Below are 18017 nucleotides of genomic sequence, written 5' to 3' on the forward strand. Positions count from 1 at the left end.
GCCCGAGGGTTCAGGGATAGCGCACGCCGGTCAGGCGTTCCGACAGCTGCCACAGTTCGGCGGCATCGGCCTGTTTCGCGGCAGCTTCTGGAACCCTGGCAAAGCCCAGCGGGCCGCGTTTCTCCTCCTCGCCGGTCGGCCCGTAATACGCGCCGCCGACCGCTTCCGGCGCGGTCGCCGCATACAAGGTCGGCAGTGCACCCTGGGCGGCGGAGTGGTATTCGTCGCGGTCCTTGGCCCAGTTGGCGGCGAACTCGCTATCCAGCCCCGGCCCGCGCTCGACCAGTTCGGTGACCGCGACTCCAGGGTGCGCGGCAATGCTGCGAATGCCCCAGCCGGCGGTATCGCTGTGGCGCTGCAACTCCATTGCCCACATCAGCACCGCCAGTTTGGATTGCGCGTAGGTGGCGTAGGGGTCGTAGCCCTGCTCGGCCTGCAGGTCAGCGAAGTTCAAGCGGCCTCGACCCGCCGCGATGCTGGACAGGCTGATCACCCGGGCATCGTCGCTTTCCAGCAGCAGCGGCATCAGCAATGCGGTCAGGGCGAACGGGCCGAGGTAGTTGGTCGCCAGCTGCAGCTCGTGGCCATCGGCCGAGGTGCCGCGCTCTGGCGGTGCCATGATCGCCGCGTTGTTGATCAGCACATCCAGGCGCGGCAAACGCTCTTGAAGGCGCTCGGCGAGGCTGCGCACCGAGGCCAGGTTGGCCAGATCCACTGCCTCGAACTGCACGCGGGCATCCGGCACCTGTTCGCGTATTCGCTCGATCGTCTCCTGCCCGCGCTCGGCGTTGCGCGCGGCAATGATGACCTCCGCGCCAGCGCGCGACAGCGCCAGTGCATCCTCGTAACCCATACCGCTGGTGCCGCCGGTGACCAGCACGATGCGGTCGGTCTGAGCCGGCATGTCGTCCAGGCTCCAGTCAGGTTTCGGCGATGGCCGGTTGGCGGCTTCGACGGCCAGCGTTCCAGCCAGCGCCACCCCGGCGATCAGCGTTCTGGCCAGCTTCATCAATGGCCGGGCATGGCCGCCCGGCTCGGTTGCGTTTCTCTGCGCCATGATCGTTTCCTCTTCATCGTGAATGGCTTGCCTCAGGCAGAGGCGGCCGACGGATGGAGTATCAGCGTACGATCAGATACTGATAATCCAGGCAAACATGGACGGGCTGTTCGCCCAATCGTACAGTTGACGAATTCAAGGAGGCTCCATGCGTCAACCCAACCTGAGTGATGTCGCGCTGTTTGCCGCCGTGGTCGAAGCCGGAGGGTTTCGCGCCGCGGCTCAGAAACGCGGCATGTCGGCGTCTTCGCTGAGCGATTGCATACGCCGCCTGGAAAGCGATCTGGGCCTGCGCCTGCTCAACCGCACTACCCGCAGCATCACCCCGACCAGTGCAGGCGAACGCCTGCTGGAACGCCTGCGACCGGCGCTCGACGAAATAAGCGCCGCGTTCAACGATCTGGACGATGACTCCCACAGGCCGGTCGGCACCCTCAAGCTGAACGTGCCGGTGCCGGTGGCTCGCTTCCTGTTGCCGGACCTACTGAGCCGCTTCCTCAAGCTCTACCCGGCAGTGAACGTCGAAGTGGTGATGGAGAACACCTTTATCGACGTCATCGCGGCGGGCTACGACGCCGGGGTGCGCTACGAGGAAAGCCTCGCCAAGGACATGATCGCCATTCCCGTCGGCCCGCGCCGGCAACGCTTCGTCGCAGCCGCCGCGCCTGCATACCTCGCCGCCCACGGCACGCCCCGGCACCCATCCGAGCTGACCGAGCACCAACTGCTCGGCCACCGTTTCGAAAGCGGCAAGGTGGGTATTTTCGAATTCGAGAAGGACGGCCGAACCTTGCGCGTACCGCCACAAGGCCAGCTCGTGACCTCCTCCCATGACCTGAAGACCAGCGCGGCAATCAACGGCCTGGGCATCATCTACACCTTCGAGGACTTCATCCGCGAGCCGCTCGCCGATGGCCGCCTGACGCCCATCCTCGAAGACTGGTGGCAGTCTTTCGATGGCCCCTACCTCTATTACCACGGCCGCCGCCACATGCCCTCGCCCCTCAGGGCCTTCGTCGACTTCCTCAAGGCCGAGGGGCAGGAGCGCACCTGATTCAGCGCAGGTCAGGGCTTGGGCAGATAGCCCGGCAGACTTTCCAGCCGGGTCATCCAGCGCGCCACGTTGCCATACGGGCCGAGGTCGACGCTGCCCTCCGGCGCCAGCACCACGTAGGGGTAGACCGCGCAATCGGCGATGGTCGGCCGGTCGATCGCCAGCCAGTCGTGGCGCTGCAGATGATCGTCCAGCAGCTTGAGCACCGCCGGTGACTTTTCCAGCGCTGCGGCCTTGTCTAGCGGATAGCCGAACTTCTGTACCAGCCGCGCCGCATTCAGACTCTGCTGGATCTCGTTGGCGGTGAAGGACAGCCACTGCACGATCTCCGCCTGCCCGCGCGGGTTGTCCGGCCACCACGCCAGGCCGCCGTAAGTACCGGCGAGGTAAACCAGAATGGCCTGCGAGTCGCGGACGATATGCCCGCCATCATCCAGAACCGGCAACTGCCCGAGCGGGTTCAGCTCGGACAGCGGCGGCTTCTTGTGCGCGCCGTTGGCGAAATCCACAGCTACCAGTTCAAGGTCGATATTTGCCAGCGCAGCGAACAGCCGCACCTTGTAGCAGTTGCCGGATGGGCCCAGGTCATACAGTTTCATTGCGCACCTCCTCTGATGAGCTGATTGAATTCGAGCACGTTGCCGTCCGGGTCGCGGATGAACAGCGCGATCCGCCGCGGGCCGATGGGATGCGGCCCCTCGGTGATGACGATGCCCTGCGCCTCGAGCCAATGTTGAAGCGCCGCGAGGTCATCGACGATAAAGGCCGGATGGGTCATGCCGGGCCGCTTGACCGGCGCATCCAGCAGCACGTTGTGCGCATCAGGCGCACGCGCACCGTTGAAGATCAGGTTGATGCGCACGCCATCCGGGCTGAGCATCTCGTTCGCCTCGAACAGCGGGAAGCTGGCGCTCTCGACGAAGCCCAGCGCCTGGTAGAACGCCATCGCGCGCGGCCGGTCGCTGACACGAATACCGATGTGGTCGTAGGCGAGAATGCGGGCGGGGCTGGCTGATTGATTCATGTGCAAAACTCCAGGAGACCTCAGTCCCTGCAGTGTCAGCCGCCACGCGGGTTTCACCTATGCCGCGAGCCTGACAACATCTATGCAGCAATCGCACAAATCCAGGGGTGGCAATGGACAAGCTCAAGGCAATGGCCAACTTCGTTCGCATCGTCGACAACGGCAGCCTGAGTTCGGCCGCCGATGCCACCGGACAGTCCGTGGCGTCGGTGGTGCGCTCACTGGCCGCGCTGGAACGCCACCTCGGCGTGCGCCTGCTGAACCGCAGCACTCGGCGCATGGCCCTCACCGACGAGGGCGCGGAGTACCTGGCCTGGAGCCGGCGCATGCTGGCGGACTTCGCCGACATGGAGCAGCGCCTGGAGGCCAGCGACGGCGCCGTCCGCGGCCTACTGCGCATCACCGCACCAGTGGAGTTCGGCCAGCGTCACGTCTCGCCGCTGGTGAATGAATTTCTCAAGGAACATGCAGAGATCCGGGTGGAGCTGAACCTGAGCGACCAGATCGTCCCGCTGCTCGACGAACGCCTCGACCTTGCCCTGCGCATCGGCCACCTGCCCGACTCAGCCATGGTCGCGCGGCAGATCGGCAGCACCCGGCTGGTTACCTGTGCCAGCCCCGACTACTTGAGCACCGCCCCCGCCATCGACACCCCGGCGGCACTGCAGGATCACGCCTGCATCCTCTTCGCCGCCCAGGGCCGCCACTGGTACTACCGCCACGGCGAAAAGGAACAGGCCGAAGAAATCACCCCACGCCTGACCTGCAACCAGATCCGGGCTGCCAGCCTGGCCTGCGTGCAAGGCCTGGGCATCACACGGCTGATGCACTATCAGGTCGCCGATGAACTGGCTGATGGTCGTCTGGTAAGAGTGCTCAGGGATTACGAACCAAAGGACCTGCCGATCCAACTGGTCTACCCGCACGCCTTGCAGCTATCGCCAAGGGTAGGGGCGTTTGTGGAGTGGGTTTGTCTGAGGTTGGAAAGGGGGTTGCCGGGGTTGGATTAGAAACAGCGGCTGGCTGCGTTTGGCCAGTAGCTGCCTCTCAGCAGCGGCAGGAATCCGATCCTAGCTGTCTGTTGGCGAACAGTAACTATCAACCGATTGCAGCCGGTGACGACGGGCGTTACCGGCCACGATACGGCCTTGCGCGCATTGCTGGCTAAGCACAGGGCAACGTTCTATGGGCAGTGATGAAGGGGATAGTTTGGTTTAGGTGGTTTTCAAGATTCTAAGGTCGTTGCTAGGTCGTTTTAGCGCCCGACTCGATGTAATAGCGGCATCTACTCCTTCACCACTCGGACCAAGGGCGCAGCACTGTTAAGCGCTTACCGAGCAGCTTTGAACTTCGAATACGTCGTCTCTAGAGAATGATGCACGTCGACTCTCGTCAGATCGATGCTTTCTATGACATCAGCAAGCACTCGCTGGCACTCCATATAGCTGGCCTCAATCTCTTTCTTGCGTCTTGGAGGGGTAGCGTCCGAGTTATAAATGTTGAAAACCGAGTTGGCTGCTTCCGATAGCCTGTAATAGTTGACGCTGCGTATGTCCCCGGCGTTGATTGCTTTGTTCATTGCTTTGAGGCCTACGAAATCTGCGCGCTCAGAAGAACTGACGGTCCATAGCCGGTCTAGTAACTTCATTGATAGCTCCTTGATTTCTTGTTTGACGGCACCATGGGTTTTGCGCATTGACTTTGATGCGTCGTCATAGGCTCCATTGAGAAGCTCCAACTGCCGATCAAATGAACCCACAATGGTCGAAAGCTGAAACTTTGATTCGGCGGATCGTCGATACCACTTGGTGTTCGCCAAGCGGCCATCCGTGATAGCCCGTCGACAGATCTCAACGACCTCTGATTTGCTGCCTACCTGTGCCTCCACCTGATACCAGAGGTCGAACAGCAGCTCTTTCCTCTGGCCGTGCTGGTACGCGTCCTTGAAAGCCGTGCGTACGATCTTGATGTCGGCCTTGGGGTCGAACGCCTCGACCTTTGCAAGGGCCAGCAGCAAGTCCGGGTTGTTCTTAAATTGCTGCTTTTTCAGCAACGCTTTGATCGTCGCCCGGGACCTTCCGTAGTCCGATTCCTTGAGCAGCGCGATAGATTGACGGATGGCTTCGCCAACGGCTGATTGGTTAATTTGTTTGGCATTTGCTTTCAGCCCTTGTGCGCGGCTTTTGACATAGCCAAGGTACCGATCAGCGTTGGGGACTACGATCTCTTTCAGCGACAGGGTCAGATTGGCTATCGACTGGGAGCTTTTGAATCGCGGCTCAGATTCAATGAATGATGCGGATTGAAGAAGAAATAGTTTTCCGAGCTCTTCAATGGAGTCTTCAATCAACAGCTGTTCTAGCTCTGTATAGTGGCGCAGTTCTGCCAGTGAGCACGAACCGATATACGAAATGGTTAGCAGCACCTTCCTGGCCTCTGGGCTAAGCTGTTCGATCTCGCGACGCAGTGCGGCGCTTCGTACAGCCTCACCTTTCTTGCCTTCCCATTCGGCGATCGCATCGTCTATCGAGTAACCAACCCTGCACAGACGCAGGATGGATTCGGTGAACAAAGGCGAGCCTTCCGAAGCTGCAGCGAGTTTTCTGACCGATTTCGAACTAATGTCCTCGAAGCCCATTGAAGACTTGAGTTCGTCAATGTACTCGTCGTATTCATCGTCCGACAGCCCTGGAACTTCAATTGCGGTGTCGGAGGAGTAACTGACGTTCGCACGCGTTGTCAGCAGAATCTTGGAGCTGCCATTTCCGATTTCGCGGGCTGTCTCCATGATCCTTTTCTGCTCGTCTAACTCGGTAGAGTCGACGTCGTCGATAACGATAAAAGATGGAACGCTTTGCAGATTCTGCCTAGTGAGCCGCTTCAGCTGGTTTATGGATAGATCATCCAGCTCATCGTCCAGAGACCCGGTCTTTTGGCAGATTGAAATCAGCAGGGTTTCCAGATCGGAATAGTGCGTCTCTGGAGTTCCGATGAAGTCATCAATACCTGCCTTGAACTGCTTGGTCTTGGCAGTAAGCCAGATTATTTGGAAAAACAGAGGGGCGCCCGTGGAGGCAATTAGCTGGCAGAACTCATAAGCGATAGAGGTTTTGCCTTTACCTCCCTCACCCGCGAGCACTTTGGCGTACTGAAACTCGTCCGAAAGCCATGCCCATAGTTTTTGGATGATTTCAACGCGCCCTACGAAGTGAGGGCAGATGAAGTTACGATCAGGGAGGTTATGGTCAAGCAAGGCCATCTTTTTGAACTGTCGGCCCTCCAGCTCTGCAACCAAATCTCGACTGCTAGTCAGGAACTCGAAATCTGCAAAAGTAACAGCTTGTTTGCACTCGTCGCCCGTACGGTAAAGGGTCGAACCTTCAGAGAATATTTGCTTATTTCTCGCGTCGTCGGCGCGACGTGTGGCAGAGATGGTGTGAACGGTATCCGGGCGTTTAGGGATATGCAAAAGTCCGATAGTGACTTCTGGATTACCGTACGGGATCTCTACATAGCTAACATCGAGCCGTTTGCCAAAAAACTTGTCAAGCTGGCCTTTAAGTTTCTGAAGGTTAAATTCGCCTGTGACAATTCCGGCTATCTCAAAAGACTTATCTTTATCAGTTTCTTTGACGCCGTAGACTATATATCCACCGTAGGTATTGTAAAAACTTGCGATCGACTTTGCGGTCTTGGCGTAATCTTGAGTGTCAGCTTCGAATTGCTCTTTATAGTCCCACAACTCACATTCACGTGGCACGGGCTTTCCGCCTTGGATCAGTTCATTCAAAACCTGAGTTGAAAGGTTTCCGCTCTGAACTAGCATATAGACGGATTTTTTGATATCGGTAATGTTCATCGCATAGTCCATTATGTTGAAGGCACGTCATGCGCAGGGTGATGAGCAAGGCAAGGCCAGACTCTGGTACGAGGCCTGTTAAGTAGCATATGGCCACTATTTGGTAAAGATGCTCAAGAGCTATCCGTTTGAGCCCTTGGTTTCGGCGGAGCCACCTTCCCAAGCGTCCGCTCCTGGCTGAAAAGCTGTCGGTCATAAACGAACTAAGCACCCGAGCTGCCGGCAACCCACCATTGCCCGCCCTCTTCCTTCCAATGCTAGAGTGCTCGCTCCATAGCCGCACAAATCCAAATCACCTAGCGAGGCCCCCATGCTCAACCATGTAATGGTCGGTTCGAATGATATTGAACGGTCGAAGCGGTTTTACGATGCCGTGCTCGGCGTACTCGGCGCCGGCGAGCCGCTGCGCAATGTGGGGCCGTCCGGGCATACGCGGCTGTTCTATCGGCACGACGGCCGCCTGTTCGGTGTCACCGAGCCCATCAACGGTGAGGAAGCGACTGTCGGCAACGGCGGCACGATTGGCTTCAAGTGCAGCTCGGCCGAGCAGGTCAAGGCGTTTCACGATGTAGGCGTCGCCCACGGCGGCACCACCTGCGAGGACCCGCCGGGGCTGCGCGAAACTAGCCTCGGCGCGTTGCACCTCAGCTATGTGCGCGACCCTGACGGCAACAAGCTTTGCGCCATTTACCGCCCGCAGTAAGCGCCCCGCTCAACGCCGCCCCAATGTGCGGCGCTGAACGCTGAACGTCATACGCCGCTGCTTGCAGTGGCGCATGACGGTTCGCTAGACGGCAGCGATTCCCTCCGCTTGCTCTCTCCCCTCGCCCATCAAGGTTTAACGACCATCCCCACACCACGACCGCGTGGGTCCGAGCCGGTCTGCAGGCGGGGGCCGTCGACGCGTATCGCCTGGATATCACCCATCAGCCAGCCTTGATCCTCCAGCGTGTAGCCCATGGCTTTCAGCTCGTCGGCAACCTTGCCGGTTAGCGGCGCGTGGGCGTCGTAGTAGATGGTGTCCTTCGGCAGGAGCTGATGGTGCACGCGTTGCGCGGCCACGGCTTTTTCCAGCGGCATGTTGAAGTCGTAGACGTTGTTCAGCACCTGAAAGATCGAAGTGAAGATGCGCGAGCCGCCGGGCGTGCCGAGCACCAGGCTGACCTTGCCGTCGCGCGTGACGATGCTCGGGCTCATCGACGACAGCATGCGCTTGCCCGGTTCGATCGCGTTGGCGTCACTGCCGACTACACCGAAGGCATTGGCGACGCCCGGCTTGGCACTGAAGTCGTCCATTTCGTTGTTGAGCAGGAAGCCGGCGCCCTTGACTACCACACCGCTGCCGTAATCCAGGTTGAGGGTGTAGGTGTTGCTGACCGCGTTGCCATCGGCGTCGACGATGGAGAAGTGGGTCGTCTGCCTGTGCTCAAGGCCCGGGCGTACCTTTTCGGTTTCGGAGATGGCCGTGGGATTGATCTCGGCAGCGCGTTGCTTCAAGTAGTCAGCCGATGTCAGCTTCGCGACCGGCACGTCGAAATAGTCCGGGTCGCCCAGGTAGTCGGCACGGTCGGCGAAGACGCGTTTCTCGATCTCCGCCAGCAAGTGGATGTAGCGTGCCGAGTTCAGTTCGACGCCCTTGAAGTCGGCGGCGCGCTGCTCCTTCATGCCGATCAGCTGCGCCAGGGCGATGCCGCCGGAGCTGGGCAGTGGCGCGGTGTAGAGGCTGTTGCCCTGCCAGTCGACACGCATCGGCTCCCGCCCTTTGACGCGGGAGTCGGCCAGGTCCTGCTTGGTGATGAGCCCGTCGTCACGCTGCATCTGCGCAACCAGCAAGTCGGCGGTCTGGCCCTTGTAGAAGTCGTCAGGCCCCTTGTCGGCGATGCGCTCCAAGGTCTCGGCCAGCTCCGCCTGGCGGAAGGTGGAACCGGCTTTCATGGCGCCGAAGTAATCCTCGAAATTGGTCGTCCCGTTGAACAGACCGAGCGCGTCATCGCGGTACTGGTATTGCTGATCGGCCACCGTGAAGCCCTCGCGGGCATAGCCAACGGCCGGGGTAATGAGCTCGCTCCAGGGCAGCTTGCCGAATCGCTGGTGTGCCTCCCACATGCCCAACACGGTGCCGGGCACGCCGGACGCTTTGGCGCCGACCAGGCTCAGGTTCTCGACTACCTCGCCCTTGTCGTCGAGGTACATGGTCTTGCTGGCGGCCTTGGGCGCGACTTCCCGGTAATCCAGAAAGTAGGGCTTGCCGTCCATATACAGCGTCATGAAGCCACCACCGCCGATATTGCCCGCCTCGGGGTAGGTGACGGCCAGGGTAAAGGCGGTCGCCACCGCGGCATCCACCGCATTGCCGCCGGCCTTGAGCACCTGGGCGGCCACCTTGGCGCTGTACTCATCGGGGGCTGCGACCGCCCCGCCCTCCAGAAGCGCGCCGTGGGCGAAGTGGCCGGTGGCGACGATCGCCACGCCAAGGGTCAACCTGCTGATCTGAAGCAAACGCATCGTGCTCATCCTTATTCTTGTGGTCACTGCCGCCGCCGCGATGGCTGGGGCGGTTATCACCAACATAGACAATGGGGACGAGGCGTAGGTGCGCAGCGGGGGTTTGCAGGTCACGCGGGGTGGCTGTAGCGGTGTCTAGCTGCGCGCTGAACGCCGTTTCCTGCAAGGCGGGCCCGGCGCTACCACGGCAACTCCTCCCCGCTATACGCATAGAACCCACCACTGGCCTCCGGCCCCAGACCATCGATCACACTCAACAGATCCCGCGCTGCATCGCTGGCGGGACGGCCGATCTCTTCGCCCCGAAAGGGCTGCGACAGCCGTGAGTTCACCGTGCCCGGGTGCAGCGCCAGCAGCACCGCATTCGGTTGGCTACGGCGCACCTCGATGGAAGCAGTCTTGATCAGCATGTTCAGCGCGGCCTTGGAGGCGCGGTAGCTGTACCAGCCGCCGAGGCGGTTGTCGCCGGTGCTGCCGACCTTGGCCGAGAGCATGGCGAACACGCCACGCTGGCGGTCGAGCAGGCCGCTGAAGTGGCGCAGCAGCATGGCCGGGCCGAGGGTGTTGATCTGGAAGGTGGCGAGCAGCTGCGCCTGGTTGAGATCAGCCAGGCGCTTCTCCGGCATGAAGTCTTCACCGTGCAGCACGCCGGCGGCGTTGACGATCAGGTGAAACGGCCCCTGCCCCGCCACGCTGGCCGCGGCCTGTTCGATGCTGGCGGGATCGGTCAGGTCGAGCGCCGGCTCGGACGAGCGACTCAGGGCGATGACAGATGCGCAGTGCGGATCGCTGCGCAAGGCATTGACCAATGCGGCGCCGATGCCACCGGATGCGCCGATGACCAGCGCACGAAATCCTTCGGGGAATGATTCCAACGGCATGACGATCTCCAGATTTACGGTCGACGGGCGTCGGCTTCGCTGCGCCAGCGTTTGATATGTTCGGCGAGCAGGTCGGCGATGGGCAGGCAAGCGCCGAGCCGGTAGAGGTTCCAGTAATGGCCTTCCAGGGTGCGGTTGATCAGCAAGGTGCCGGAAGCCGGTTGCAGGCTGCCGAGTGCGGACATCATCAGGGGGAACAGCTCGGACAGCCGTTGATGCAGCGCCGCCTCGCGGAAGTCCCACTGCGCGCCGGGTTGCAGCAGCGGGTGCAGCATCAGGTGGATGCGTCGATGCAGGCCGTGCGGCGGCGTGCTCCCCGGTTGGCGTCCGCCCAGGGCTTGAAAACCCGGTTCCAGCGCTTCGCTGGAGATGCCACGCAGTGCTTCGAATAGCTGCACGTAGCCGGCCAGCAAGCGCGGCTCCAAGCGCAGCACACTGCCGAAATCGTAGACCACCAGCTCGCCGGACTCGGTCCAGGCGAGGTTGCCGGGATGCGGATCGGTATGCAGCCGTTGCAGACCGAATGCCTGCTCGGCCAGCCATTCGCAGAGGGTTTCGGCCAGGCGCTGACGCACCTCCGCCGGGGCCTGTTCGACCTCGGCCATGGAGCGGCCCGGCAGGTCTTCCAGCACCAGCACACCGGGCCGGCAGAGTTCGCCCGCGGCAAAGGGAATGCGGATGCCCGGCCAGTTGCTGAAGTGCTCGCGGAAGGCTTCGAGGTTGGCGCGCTCGGCCTCGTAGTCGAGTTCCTCGGCAATGGCCCGTTGCAGCTCGATATACACCGCATCGAGACGCGCGGGCGGCGTGCCGAACAGTCGCCCGAGCGGCATCAAGCGGCGTAGTTGGCGCAGATCGGCATCGCAGATGGCGCGGATGCCGGGGTACTGGACCTTCATGATCAGCGCCCTGCCCTGCCTATCCCGAGCGCGGTGGACCTGGCCCAGCGAGGCCGCCGCCGCGGGCTCCGGGTCGATGGACTCGAACAGTTCGTACAGCTTGCCGTCATAGACGCGCTGCAGATTGGCTTGCAGTGCATCGAACGGCAGCGAGGGCACCTGGTTCTGCAAGCGCGCCAGCGCCGCGCTGATCGGTTCGGGCAGCAGGTCCTGCCATTGCGAGGCCTGCTGACCGAGCTTCAGCACCGGGCCCTTCATCTGCCCAAGCGCATCACCGAGCAGTTCACCGACCGGCACCCAGTCGATACGCGCCTTGCCTGGCGTGATGCGCTGCACCAACAAGTTGCCGGCAATGCGCGCGCCAGTGCCGCCCAGTTGCAGAAAGCGACCCAGTGCCGAAGCCGACGGACGAGAGAATCGAGACATGCAGGCGACCCGCGAAGGCAAAGGCTGATCATGGGGCAGCCCGGCCCATGATCCAAGGTTCAATGGTTGCAGTCTGTTGCGCAGCGGAGGGGTTCGAAGTAGCTCAAGGGCAACGAGCGAAGCGCCCGGGGGGACCGCGCAGCAGATGTTCGCGCCGCCTGGAGAGCGCGCTGCAGCGGAGGTGCCGAGCAAATTCATGCGGAACGGGCAGGCGGCTGGCGAGTCGGATTAAATGACTGCGCCCCTCGAACGTCGACCGCCAAACGCGCAATTTTCGGCACATCAGAAGCGCATCAGGCGACGATTCGAGCGGCATTCAGCCCGACCTGCCCACCAGGCGAGAAACGGGCCTGTTCCCCTCCGCCTTTGTCCCGATATGGACATGCAGGAGTGGGAACGAAGCACGCAGCGGCGCCTGCGTTAAGGAGAACGGAATGACCGATTTCACTAATCTTTCCTTCCAACCAGACGATGAACCCCCTCGCATTTCCACTGGCAGCGAGGGGCTGGATGACATTCTCGGCGGCGGCCTCGACCCCAACCGCATGTACCTGTACGAAGGTAGCCCGGGCTCGGGCAAGACCACCATTGCGCTGCAGTTCCTGCTCGAAGGGGTCCGCCAGGGCGAGCGCGTTCTCTATGTAACCCTCTCGGAAACCAAGGACGAACTGGAGCTGGTCGCCAAGCGGCACGGCTGGTCCCTCGACGGTATCGATGTGTTCGAGCTGGTCACGCCGGAAACCAGCCTGGACCCGGACCTCGAACTGACGGTGCTGCACCCCGTGGAGATGGAGCTGAGTGAAACCACGCAGCAGGTGTTCGATCGGGTCACCGAAACCAATCCGAGTCGCGTGATCTTCGACAGCCTCTCGGAAATGCGCCTGCTAGCGCAAAGCCCTCTGCGCTACCGCCGGCAGGTGTTGGCGCTCAAGCATTTCTTCACCACCCGCAACTGCACGGTGATCCTGCTCGACGACCAGACTTCGGAAGTGGGCGACCTGCAACTGCATTCCATCTCCCACGGCGTGGTCATGCTGGAGCAGGTGGCAATCGACTACGGTGCCGAGCGCAGGCGTCTGCGGGTGATCAAGATGCGTGGCATCCAGTTTCGCGGCGGTTACCACGACTTCGCCATCCGCAAGGGCGGCCTGCGCATCTATCCCCGGCTCATCGCCGCCGAGCACCACTCGTCCTTCTCCGGTGAGCTGGCCTCGTCCGGTAATCCGGCACTGGACAAGATGCTGGGTGGCGGCCTGGAACGCGGCACCAACGCGCTGCTGGTCGGCGCTGCCGGCGTGGGCAAATCCTCGCTGGCCTTGAGCTATGCGGTCGCGGCGTGCAAACGCGGCGAGCAGGTCGCCTTTTTCGTCTTTGACGAAAACATCGCCACGCTGCTGGCGCGCGGGCGGGCGCTGGGGCTGCCCATGGAACCGTGGATCGAACAGGGGCTGCTGCATCTGCAGCAGGTCGACCCGGCCGAGCTGTCGCCCGGCGAGTTCACCGCCGCGGTCCGCCAGAGCGTAGAGGTGCGGGGGGCCGGCCTGGTGATTCTGGACAGCCTCAACGGCTATCTGCACGCGATGCCTGATGGCCGATTCCTGATTCTGCAGATGCACGAGCTGTTGAGTTATCTGGGCCAGAAAGGCGTGATCAGCATCATGGTGCTCGCCCAGCATGGCCTGGTCGGCCCAATGGATACGCCTGTGGATATCAGCTATCTCAGCGATGCGGTTATCATGCAGCGCTACTTCGAGCATGCCGGCGTCGTTCGCCGGGCGTTGTCAGTGGTGAAAAAGCGCAGCGGACGGCATGAAAACACCGTCCGTGAGTACCGCCTCAGTAGCGCCGGCCTCGAGGTCGGGCCGCCGCTCAGCCACTTCAGCGGCATCCTATCGGGCACACCGGAATACACCGGTGATGCGACTCAGCTACTGACAGACGAGCATGACGACGCCCACTAAACGAGAAGGCCCCATCGTAGTCGTCTATGCCCCCATCGGCCGGGACGGTCCCGCCTCGGCCGAACTGCTCAGCCGCAGCGGCATGGACGCCGTTGTCTGCCACAGTGTCGATGAGGTGCTACGTCGCGCCGAAACCGATGCCGACGCCGTTTTCATCGCCGAAGAAGGCCTCTTCGGTCAGGACCTCCAAGCACTGGCCACATGGGTGGATCAGCAACCGGCGTGGTCCGACTTTCCATTCGTGGTCCTCACCAGCAAGCATCAACAGCCGGCAGTCGCCGCATGGCGTCAGCGCATGGTGGCGGCGCTGCGCAACGTTTCCCTGCTGGAACGCCCGGTACAGAGCATCACCCTGACCAGCGCGGTGAAAGCCGCCCTGCGCGGGCGGCATCGCCAGTACGAAGTCAGGGCCTTGCTCGAAGCCCGTGAGCGCGCCTCGAATCAACTCGAAGCGCTGGTCGTCGAGCGCACCAGCGAACTGGAAAAGGCCAACCAGGAATTGCGCACACAGATGGCCGAGCGCGCGCAGATCGAAGAAACCCTGCGCCAGGCGCAGAAGATCGAAGCCATCGGCCAGCTCACCGGCGGCATCGCCCACGACTTCAACAACCTGCTGATGGTGATCTCCGGCGGCCTCGACATGCTCGACCGCCGCGCCGATCCTGCACGCCGCGAGCGGTTGATGGACGGCATGCGCCAGGCCGCGCAGCGCGGAACCGCCCTCACCCGGCAACTGCTCGCCTTCTCCCGCCGCCAGTCACTGGAACCCGAGTCGGTCGACCTGGTGCTGCGCATCGGCCGCATGCGCGAGCTGCTCGACCGCAGCCTGAGCGGCGACGTGCACGTGGAAGTGCAGTTCGAGCCGGATCTCTGGCCGGTCGAAGTGGACCCTGGCGAGCTGGAGCTGGTCGTCCTCAACCTGGCCGTGAATGCGCGCGACGCCATGCCCGACGGCGGCTCGATCCTGATCGAAGCCAGCAATGCACCTGGCGAAGCGGTGCTGGGCATCACCGGCGATTTTGTCCGCCTCACGGTGACCGACTCGGGCACCGGCATTCCCGAGGAGGTTCGCACCCGCGTATTCGACCCCTTCTTCACCACCAAGGAGATCGGCAAAGGCTCAGGGCTCGGGCTGGCACAGGTCTACGGCTTCGCGCGGCAGTCCGGCGGCAGCGTGTGGATCGAAAGCGAATGCGATCGCGGCACCAGCGTGATCATGCTGCTGCCGCGCTCGGCACGTGTGCCCGATCAGCCCGACGGCGCACGGCCTGCCGAAGACGACAGCTCCGACGCCTCGGCCGGTACCGTACTGCTGGTGGACGATGATGAAGAAGTCGCGGCCCTGGTCGGCGAGATGCTCGAACATCTCGGCTATCGCGTCACCCATGCCGCCAGTGCCACAGACGCGCTGGGCGCGCTGCAGAACGGCTGTCAGGTGGACATCGTATTCTCCGACGTGATGATGCCGGGCGGCATGAACGGTGTTGAACTGGCCCGGGAGATCCGCACCCGCGCCCTCGGTGTTCCCGTGCTGCTCACCAGCGGCTACGCCGAAGCTGCGCAGCAATCTGCCGCCGCAGAAGGCGTGCACGTCCTCGCCAAGCCCTACCGCCTCGAAGAGCTGGCAACCTCGTTGCGAGAGGCGATCGAGAGTGCAGTATTTGCCGACCCCGTCAGGCAGGGATAGCCGGTTTACTCAGCGCTTAGAGCCAAAACCAGGCGCATTGCAGTTGAGGTAGGGGCCATCTTCACGCTCTTCACCGACTTTCACGTAAAGCTTGGCCTCGCGCAGCGTGAGCCGTATGGGCAGCGTCTGAAGCGTATCCTCACCAACCGTAATGCAATTGAACGCGGCCTCAAACTCATCGCCCTCGGCGAGCGCGGTGTTTATTGGACAGGTTCGTTTATCGAGCGCCATGCTCTTTTTCGTAACGAATACGGCATTCATGAAGAACGGCTGCTGAAGCTCTGCGCAGTTTCCTTCCCTTCCCCAGAGCCCGTGGTACTCGGTAGGTATTACATCCTGTCCGATCAGCTCCCTGCCAATGACGCCATTGAGTTCGGTCGCCGCCTGTGCGGGTGGTGTCGCCAGCCAAACCAGCGCCAACACGCATAGAGATCCTTTTAGGTACATCCTTGCTTCCTTGTATTGATGATGGGGGCATTCGGTGGTGACAACCTGCGTTCCAAGCGCACCTGATGGGCGTTCCGTTACAGAAATCCCGACTTTGGCTTCAAGGCTGCACACGCCTGGGCCTGCATGCTACCGTCCATCGCACTCAGCATCACAATAAACGTGTCGAGGGATGCCGCCATGCAACCGAAAGATCACTGGGAAAAGGTCTATTCCACCAAGGCCGCTGACGAGGTCAGCTGGTTTCAGGAACACGCCGAGCTGTCGCTGAAACTGATCCGCGATGCGGACGTGCCTTCGACGGCATCGATCATCGACGTGGGCGGCGGCGCCTCGACACTGGTCGATGATCTTCTGGCCAACGGTTATCGAAACCTGACAGTGCTCGACCTTTCTGCCGCGGCGCTGGCCACGGCCAAGACCAGACTCGGTTCCAACGCGGCGAGCGTCCGTTGGCTGGAGGCGAATGTCATCGAAGCCGCGCTACCCGAGCGCAGCTTCGATGTATGGCACGACAGAGCAGTCTTTCACTTTCTGACCAGCGAAGAAGACAGGCATGCCTATGTGCGCCAGGTGCTGCACGCGGTCAAGCCCGGTGGGCTGGTGATAGTGGCCACCTTCGCCGAGGATGGCCCGGAGAAATGCAGCGGCCTGCCGGTCATGCGCTATGGCGCCAGCGAGCTGCACGCCGAGTTCGGCGAACCCTTTCTGCTGCTCGGCCATGAAAAGGAATCGCACCACACCCCCGGCGGGATCGAACAGAAGTTCGTCTACTGCTTCTGCCGCAAACTGGTCCAGTAGCAGGCAGCGCTGACAGCTGATCGCAGCGGCTCCACTGAAATCGCACAGCAGCAACTAGCCATAGCCGAAGGCGTACCTTCTGGCGAAACCTTTTTCTGCACTTGTCCTGGACCCGATTTAAATGATCGTAGCCAGGAGTTTTTCGCACCAGCAGGACCTAGCCCCGCTCACTCTTGGGTGTGTCCATCACGATGTAGCTTGTGATCGACGACACGTGGGGCAAGGTGCCCAGCACTTCGGTGTGGAACAACTTGTACGCTTTGATATCTGCAACTTCTACGCGCAACAGATACTCGAGCGCACCAGTGACTGTGTGGAATTCGACCACGTCGGGAGAGGCGGCGATAGCACGCTCAAAGGCTCCCAAACTTTCTTTGGTATGGCTGGAAAGCCCAACGGCCACATAGACGACAAAGCCAGCGCCCAGCAGCGCCTTGTCGATCACCGCCCGGTAGCCCTTGATAACTCCGCTGCGCTCCAACTCCTGCACGCGTCTGAGGCACGCCGAAGGCGATAAACCGACACGTTCCGCCAGTTTCAGGTTGGTCTGGCGAGCGTCATCGGAAAGCTCACACAATATCTTTCTATCAATTCGATCAATCTCAAGCATTTGTTGCTTCCATATCTAGCAGCGCCGAAATTATGCAACAACAATTCTCGAGCCGGACAATAAAATTGCAGCACCAATTTCAAAGCAAAGAGTTGTATTGATGAGCGATCTCGGAGTCCTCCTGCCGTTTCTGATGTTTGCCATCGTCATGACTGGAACACCTGGCCCCAATAACCTCATGGTGCTCATGTCAGGTGCGCGAGTCGGCGTCTTGAGAACCATGCCGCTTGTTTGCGGCATCGCGCTTGGCATTGGTTTGCAGCTCGCGATAGTTGGCTCAGGCTTGGGCTCGGCGTTCGAGAGAATCCCGGGCTTCCATACCGCGCTGAGTGTTGTCGGAGCGGCCTATATTCTTTGGCTCGCGTGGGCAATCGCTAACAGCGGCCCCTTGCAGATGCAGGTGGATCCCAAGCCGCCAATGGGCCTCATAAGTGGGGCGGCGTTCCAATGGATCAATCCCAAGGCATGGGCACTATCGATAAGCGTGGCCGCAACCTACATCCCGCCTGAAAATCACTTTCTCAACTTATGCATCGCCGCTGTCATCTTGGCGGCGATATCGGTGCCTTGTGTGGGGGTATGGGCGCTGGGTGGCTTGACGTTCAGGCGCTGGCTGGGAAGGCCGCGGATTGCCTCGGCATTCAATGTTTCCATGGCTGTAATCCTGGTGGTTACAACGATGCCGGCAGTTCTGAACCTCTCGATCTAGCGAACATGGGCGCAGGCGTGGACCGCCTGCGGAAAATTGCACATCTCGCCACCTCTCCAACAATGCCCCAACAATGTGCATGCATGCCTATCTGGGCGCC

Annotated in this window: 16 protein-coding genes; 7 read left to right on the forward strand and 9 right to left on the reverse strand. The window is 61.4% G+C overall.

Annotated elements, in window-relative coordinates; all coding sequences use genetic code 11:
• Positions 1 to 10 precede the first annotated feature (10 nt).
• On the reverse strand, positions 11 to 1057 hold the full coding sequence (locus F753_RS30270; RefSeq protein WP_023444401.1) for an SDR family oxidoreductase: 1047 nt from the start codon (positions 1055 to 1057) through the stop codon (positions 11 to 13).
• A 148-nt stretch (positions 1058 to 1205) separates the two neighbouring features.
• Here F753_RS30270 and F753_RS30275 point away from each other — a divergent pair, with 148 nt between their 5' ends.
• Positions 1206 to 2111 carry a LysR family transcriptional regulator gene (locus F753_RS30275; RefSeq protein ID WP_023444402.1) on the forward strand — a complete coding sequence of 302 codons (906 nt, stop codon included), beginning with the start codon at positions 1206 to 1208 and terminating at the stop codon, positions 2109 to 2111.
• A gap of 11 nt (positions 2112 to 2122) precedes the next feature.
• Here F753_RS30275 and F753_RS30280 read toward each other — a convergent pair whose 3' ends face one another.
• Both F753_RS30280 and F753_RS30285 read right to left on the reverse strand, forming a co-directional pair.
• Complete coding sequence (locus F753_RS30280; protein ID WP_023444403.1) at positions 2123 to 2710, reverse strand: glutathione S-transferase family protein; 588 nt, start codon at positions 2708 to 2710, stop codon at positions 2123 to 2125.
• Positions 2707 to 3135, reverse strand: a complete 429-nt coding sequence (locus F753_RS30285) for a VOC family protein (protein WP_003300813.1) — start codon at positions 3133 to 3135, stop codon at positions 2707 to 2709. The genes F753_RS30280 and F753_RS30285 overlap by 4 nt, the downstream gene beginning before the upstream one ends.
• 113 nt (positions 3136 to 3248) lie before the next feature.
• Here F753_RS30285 and F753_RS30290 point away from each other — a divergent pair, with 113 nt between their 5' ends.
• Positions 3249 to 4145 (forward strand): LysR family transcriptional regulator, encoded by an 897-nt coding sequence (locus F753_RS30290; protein WP_023444404.1) that lies wholly within the window; start codon positions 3249 to 3251, stop codon positions 4143 to 4145.
• Positions 4146 to 4465: 320 nt separating this feature from the next.
• Here F753_RS30290 and F753_RS30295 read toward each other — a convergent pair whose 3' ends face one another.
• Positions 4466 to 6994: an RNA-binding domain-containing protein gene (locus F753_RS30295; RefSeq protein WP_023444405.1), complete on the reverse strand. Its 2529-nt coding sequence runs from the start codon at positions 6992 to 6994 to the stop codon at positions 4466 to 4468.
• Between the two features lie 310 nt (positions 6995 to 7304).
• Here F753_RS30295 and F753_RS30300 point away from each other — a divergent pair, with 310 nt between their 5' ends.
• The gene (locus F753_RS30300; protein WP_023444406.1) at positions 7305 to 7697 is read left to right on the forward strand and encodes a VOC family protein; all 393 of its coding nucleotides are present in this window, start codon (positions 7305 to 7307) and stop codon (positions 7695 to 7697) included.
• A 128-nt stretch (positions 7698 to 7825) separates the two neighbouring features.
• Here the strand turns inward: F753_RS30300 and ggt are convergent, their stop codons facing one another.
• From ggt to F753_RS30315, 3 genes are all read right to left on the reverse strand, one after another.
• Positions 7826 to 9499, reverse strand: a complete 1674-nt coding sequence (ggt, locus tag F753_RS30305; RefSeq protein ID WP_023444407.1) for a gamma-glutamyltransferase — start codon at positions 9497 to 9499, stop codon at positions 7826 to 7828.
• Positions 9500 to 9678: 179 nt separating this feature from the next.
• A complete protein-coding gene (locus F753_RS30310; protein WP_023444408.1) occupies positions 9679 to 10380 on the reverse strand; it encodes an SDR family NAD(P)-dependent oxidoreductase in 702 nt (233 codons plus the stop codon).
• Positions 10381 to 10394: 14 nt separating this feature from the next.
• Entirely contained in the window at positions 10395 to 11702 is a 1308-nt protein-coding gene (locus F753_RS30315; protein WP_023444409.1) for an ABC1 kinase family protein, read from the reverse strand.
• A gap of 434 nt (positions 11703 to 12136) precedes the next feature.
• On the opposite strand from F753_RS30315, the gene F753_RS30320 reads away from it, so the two are divergent.
• On the forward strand, positions 12137 to 13663 hold the full coding sequence (locus F753_RS30320) for an ATPase domain-containing protein (protein ID WP_015276273.1): 1527 nt from the start codon (positions 12137 to 12139) through the stop codon (positions 13661 to 13663).
• The gene (locus F753_RS30325) at positions 13647 to 15350 is read left to right on the forward strand and encodes a response regulator (protein WP_023444410.1); all 1704 of its coding nucleotides are present in this window, start codon (positions 13647 to 13649) and stop codon (positions 15348 to 15350) included. Before F753_RS30320 ends, F753_RS30325 begins: the two co-directional genes overlap by 17 nt.
• A 9-nt stretch (positions 15351 to 15359) precedes the next feature.
• Here F753_RS30325 and F753_RS30330 read toward each other — a convergent pair whose 3' ends face one another.
• Positions 15360 to 15911, reverse strand: a complete 552-nt coding sequence (locus tag F753_RS30330; RefSeq protein WP_152623954.1) for a hypothetical protein — start codon at positions 15909 to 15911, stop codon at positions 15360 to 15362.
• Between the two features lie 66 nt (positions 15912 to 15977).
• Here F753_RS30330 and F753_RS30335 point away from each other — a divergent pair, with 66 nt between their 5' ends.
• Complete coding sequence (locus F753_RS30335; protein WP_015276270.1) at positions 15978 to 16598, forward strand: class I SAM-dependent methyltransferase; 621 nt, start codon at positions 15978 to 15980, stop codon at positions 16596 to 16598.
• 157 nt (positions 16599 to 16755) lie between these two features.
• On the opposite strand, the gene F753_RS30340 is transcribed toward F753_RS30335, so the two are convergent.
• A complete protein-coding gene (locus tag F753_RS30340) occupies positions 16756 to 17208 on the reverse strand; it encodes an Lrp/AsnC family transcriptional regulator (protein WP_023444413.1) in 453 nt (150 codons plus the stop codon).
• Positions 17209 to 17308: 100 nt separating this feature from the next.
• On the opposite strand from F753_RS30340, the gene F753_RS30345 reads away from it, so the two are divergent.
• Positions 17309 to 17917 (forward strand): LysE family translocator, encoded by a 609-nt coding sequence (locus tag F753_RS30345; RefSeq protein WP_023444414.1) that lies wholly within the window; start codon positions 17309 to 17311, stop codon positions 17915 to 17917.
• Positions 17918 to 18017: the final 100 nt, after the last annotated feature.

Source organism: Stutzerimonas chloritidismutans AW-1 (genome assembly GCF_000495915.1).
GTDB classification, from domain to species: Bacteria; Pseudomonadota; Gammaproteobacteria; order Pseudomonadales; family Pseudomonadaceae; genus Stutzerimonas; species Stutzerimonas chloritidismutans.

Coding starts and splice junctions, on each gene's coding strand:
- F753_RS30290 (WP_023444404.1), top strand. CDS start 3,249: ATGGACAAGCTCAAGGCAATGGCCAACTTCGTTCGCATCGTCGACAAC.
- F753_RS30285 (WP_003300813.1), bottom strand. CDS start 3,135: ATGAATCAATCAGCCAGCCCCGCCCGCATTCTCGCCTACGACCACATC.
- F753_RS30310 (WP_023444408.1), bottom strand. CDS start 10,380: ATGCCGTTGGAATCATTCCCCGAAGGATTTCGTGCGCTGGTCATCGGC.
- F753_RS30315 (WP_023444409.1), bottom strand. CDS start 11,702: ATGTCTCGATTCTCTCGTCCGTCGGCTTCGGCACTGGGTCGCTTTCTG.
- F753_RS30270 (WP_023444401.1), bottom strand. CDS start 1,057: ATGGCGCAGAGAAACGCAACCGAGCCGGGCGGCCATGCCCGGCCATTG.
- F753_RS30340 (WP_023444413.1), bottom strand. CDS start 17,208: ATGCTTGAGATTGATCGAATTGATAGAAAGATATTGTGTGAGCTTTCC.
- F753_RS30300 (WP_023444406.1), top strand. CDS start 7,305: ATGCTCAACCATGTAATGGTCGGTTCGAATGATATTGAACGGTCGAAG.
- F753_RS30295 (WP_023444405.1), bottom strand. CDS start 6,994: ATGAACATTACCGATATCAAAAAATCCGTCTATATGCTAGTTCAGAGC.
- F753_RS30325 (WP_023444410.1), top strand. CDS start 13,647: ATGACGACGCCCACTAAACGAGAAGGCCCCATCGTAGTCGTCTATGCC.
- F753_RS30275 (WP_023444402.1), top strand. CDS start 1,206: ATGCGTCAACCCAACCTGAGTGATGTCGCGCTGTTTGCCGCCGTGGTC.
- ggt (WP_023444407.1), bottom strand. CDS start 9,499: ATGCGTTTGCTTCAGATCAGCAGGTTGACCCTTGGCGTGGCGATCGTC.
- F753_RS30345 (WP_023444414.1), top strand. CDS start 17,309: ATGAGCGATCTCGGAGTCCTCCTGCCGTTTCTGATGTTTGCCATCGTC.
- F753_RS30335 (WP_015276270.1), top strand. CDS start 15,978: ATGCAACCGAAAGATCACTGGGAAAAGGTCTATTCCACCAAGGCCGCT.
- F753_RS30280 (WP_023444403.1), bottom strand. CDS start 2,710: ATGAAACTGTATGACCTGGGCCCATCCGGCAACTGCTACAAGGTGCGG.
- F753_RS30320 (WP_015276273.1), top strand. CDS start 12,137: ATGACCGATTTCACTAATCTTTCCTTCCAACCAGACGATGAACCCCCT.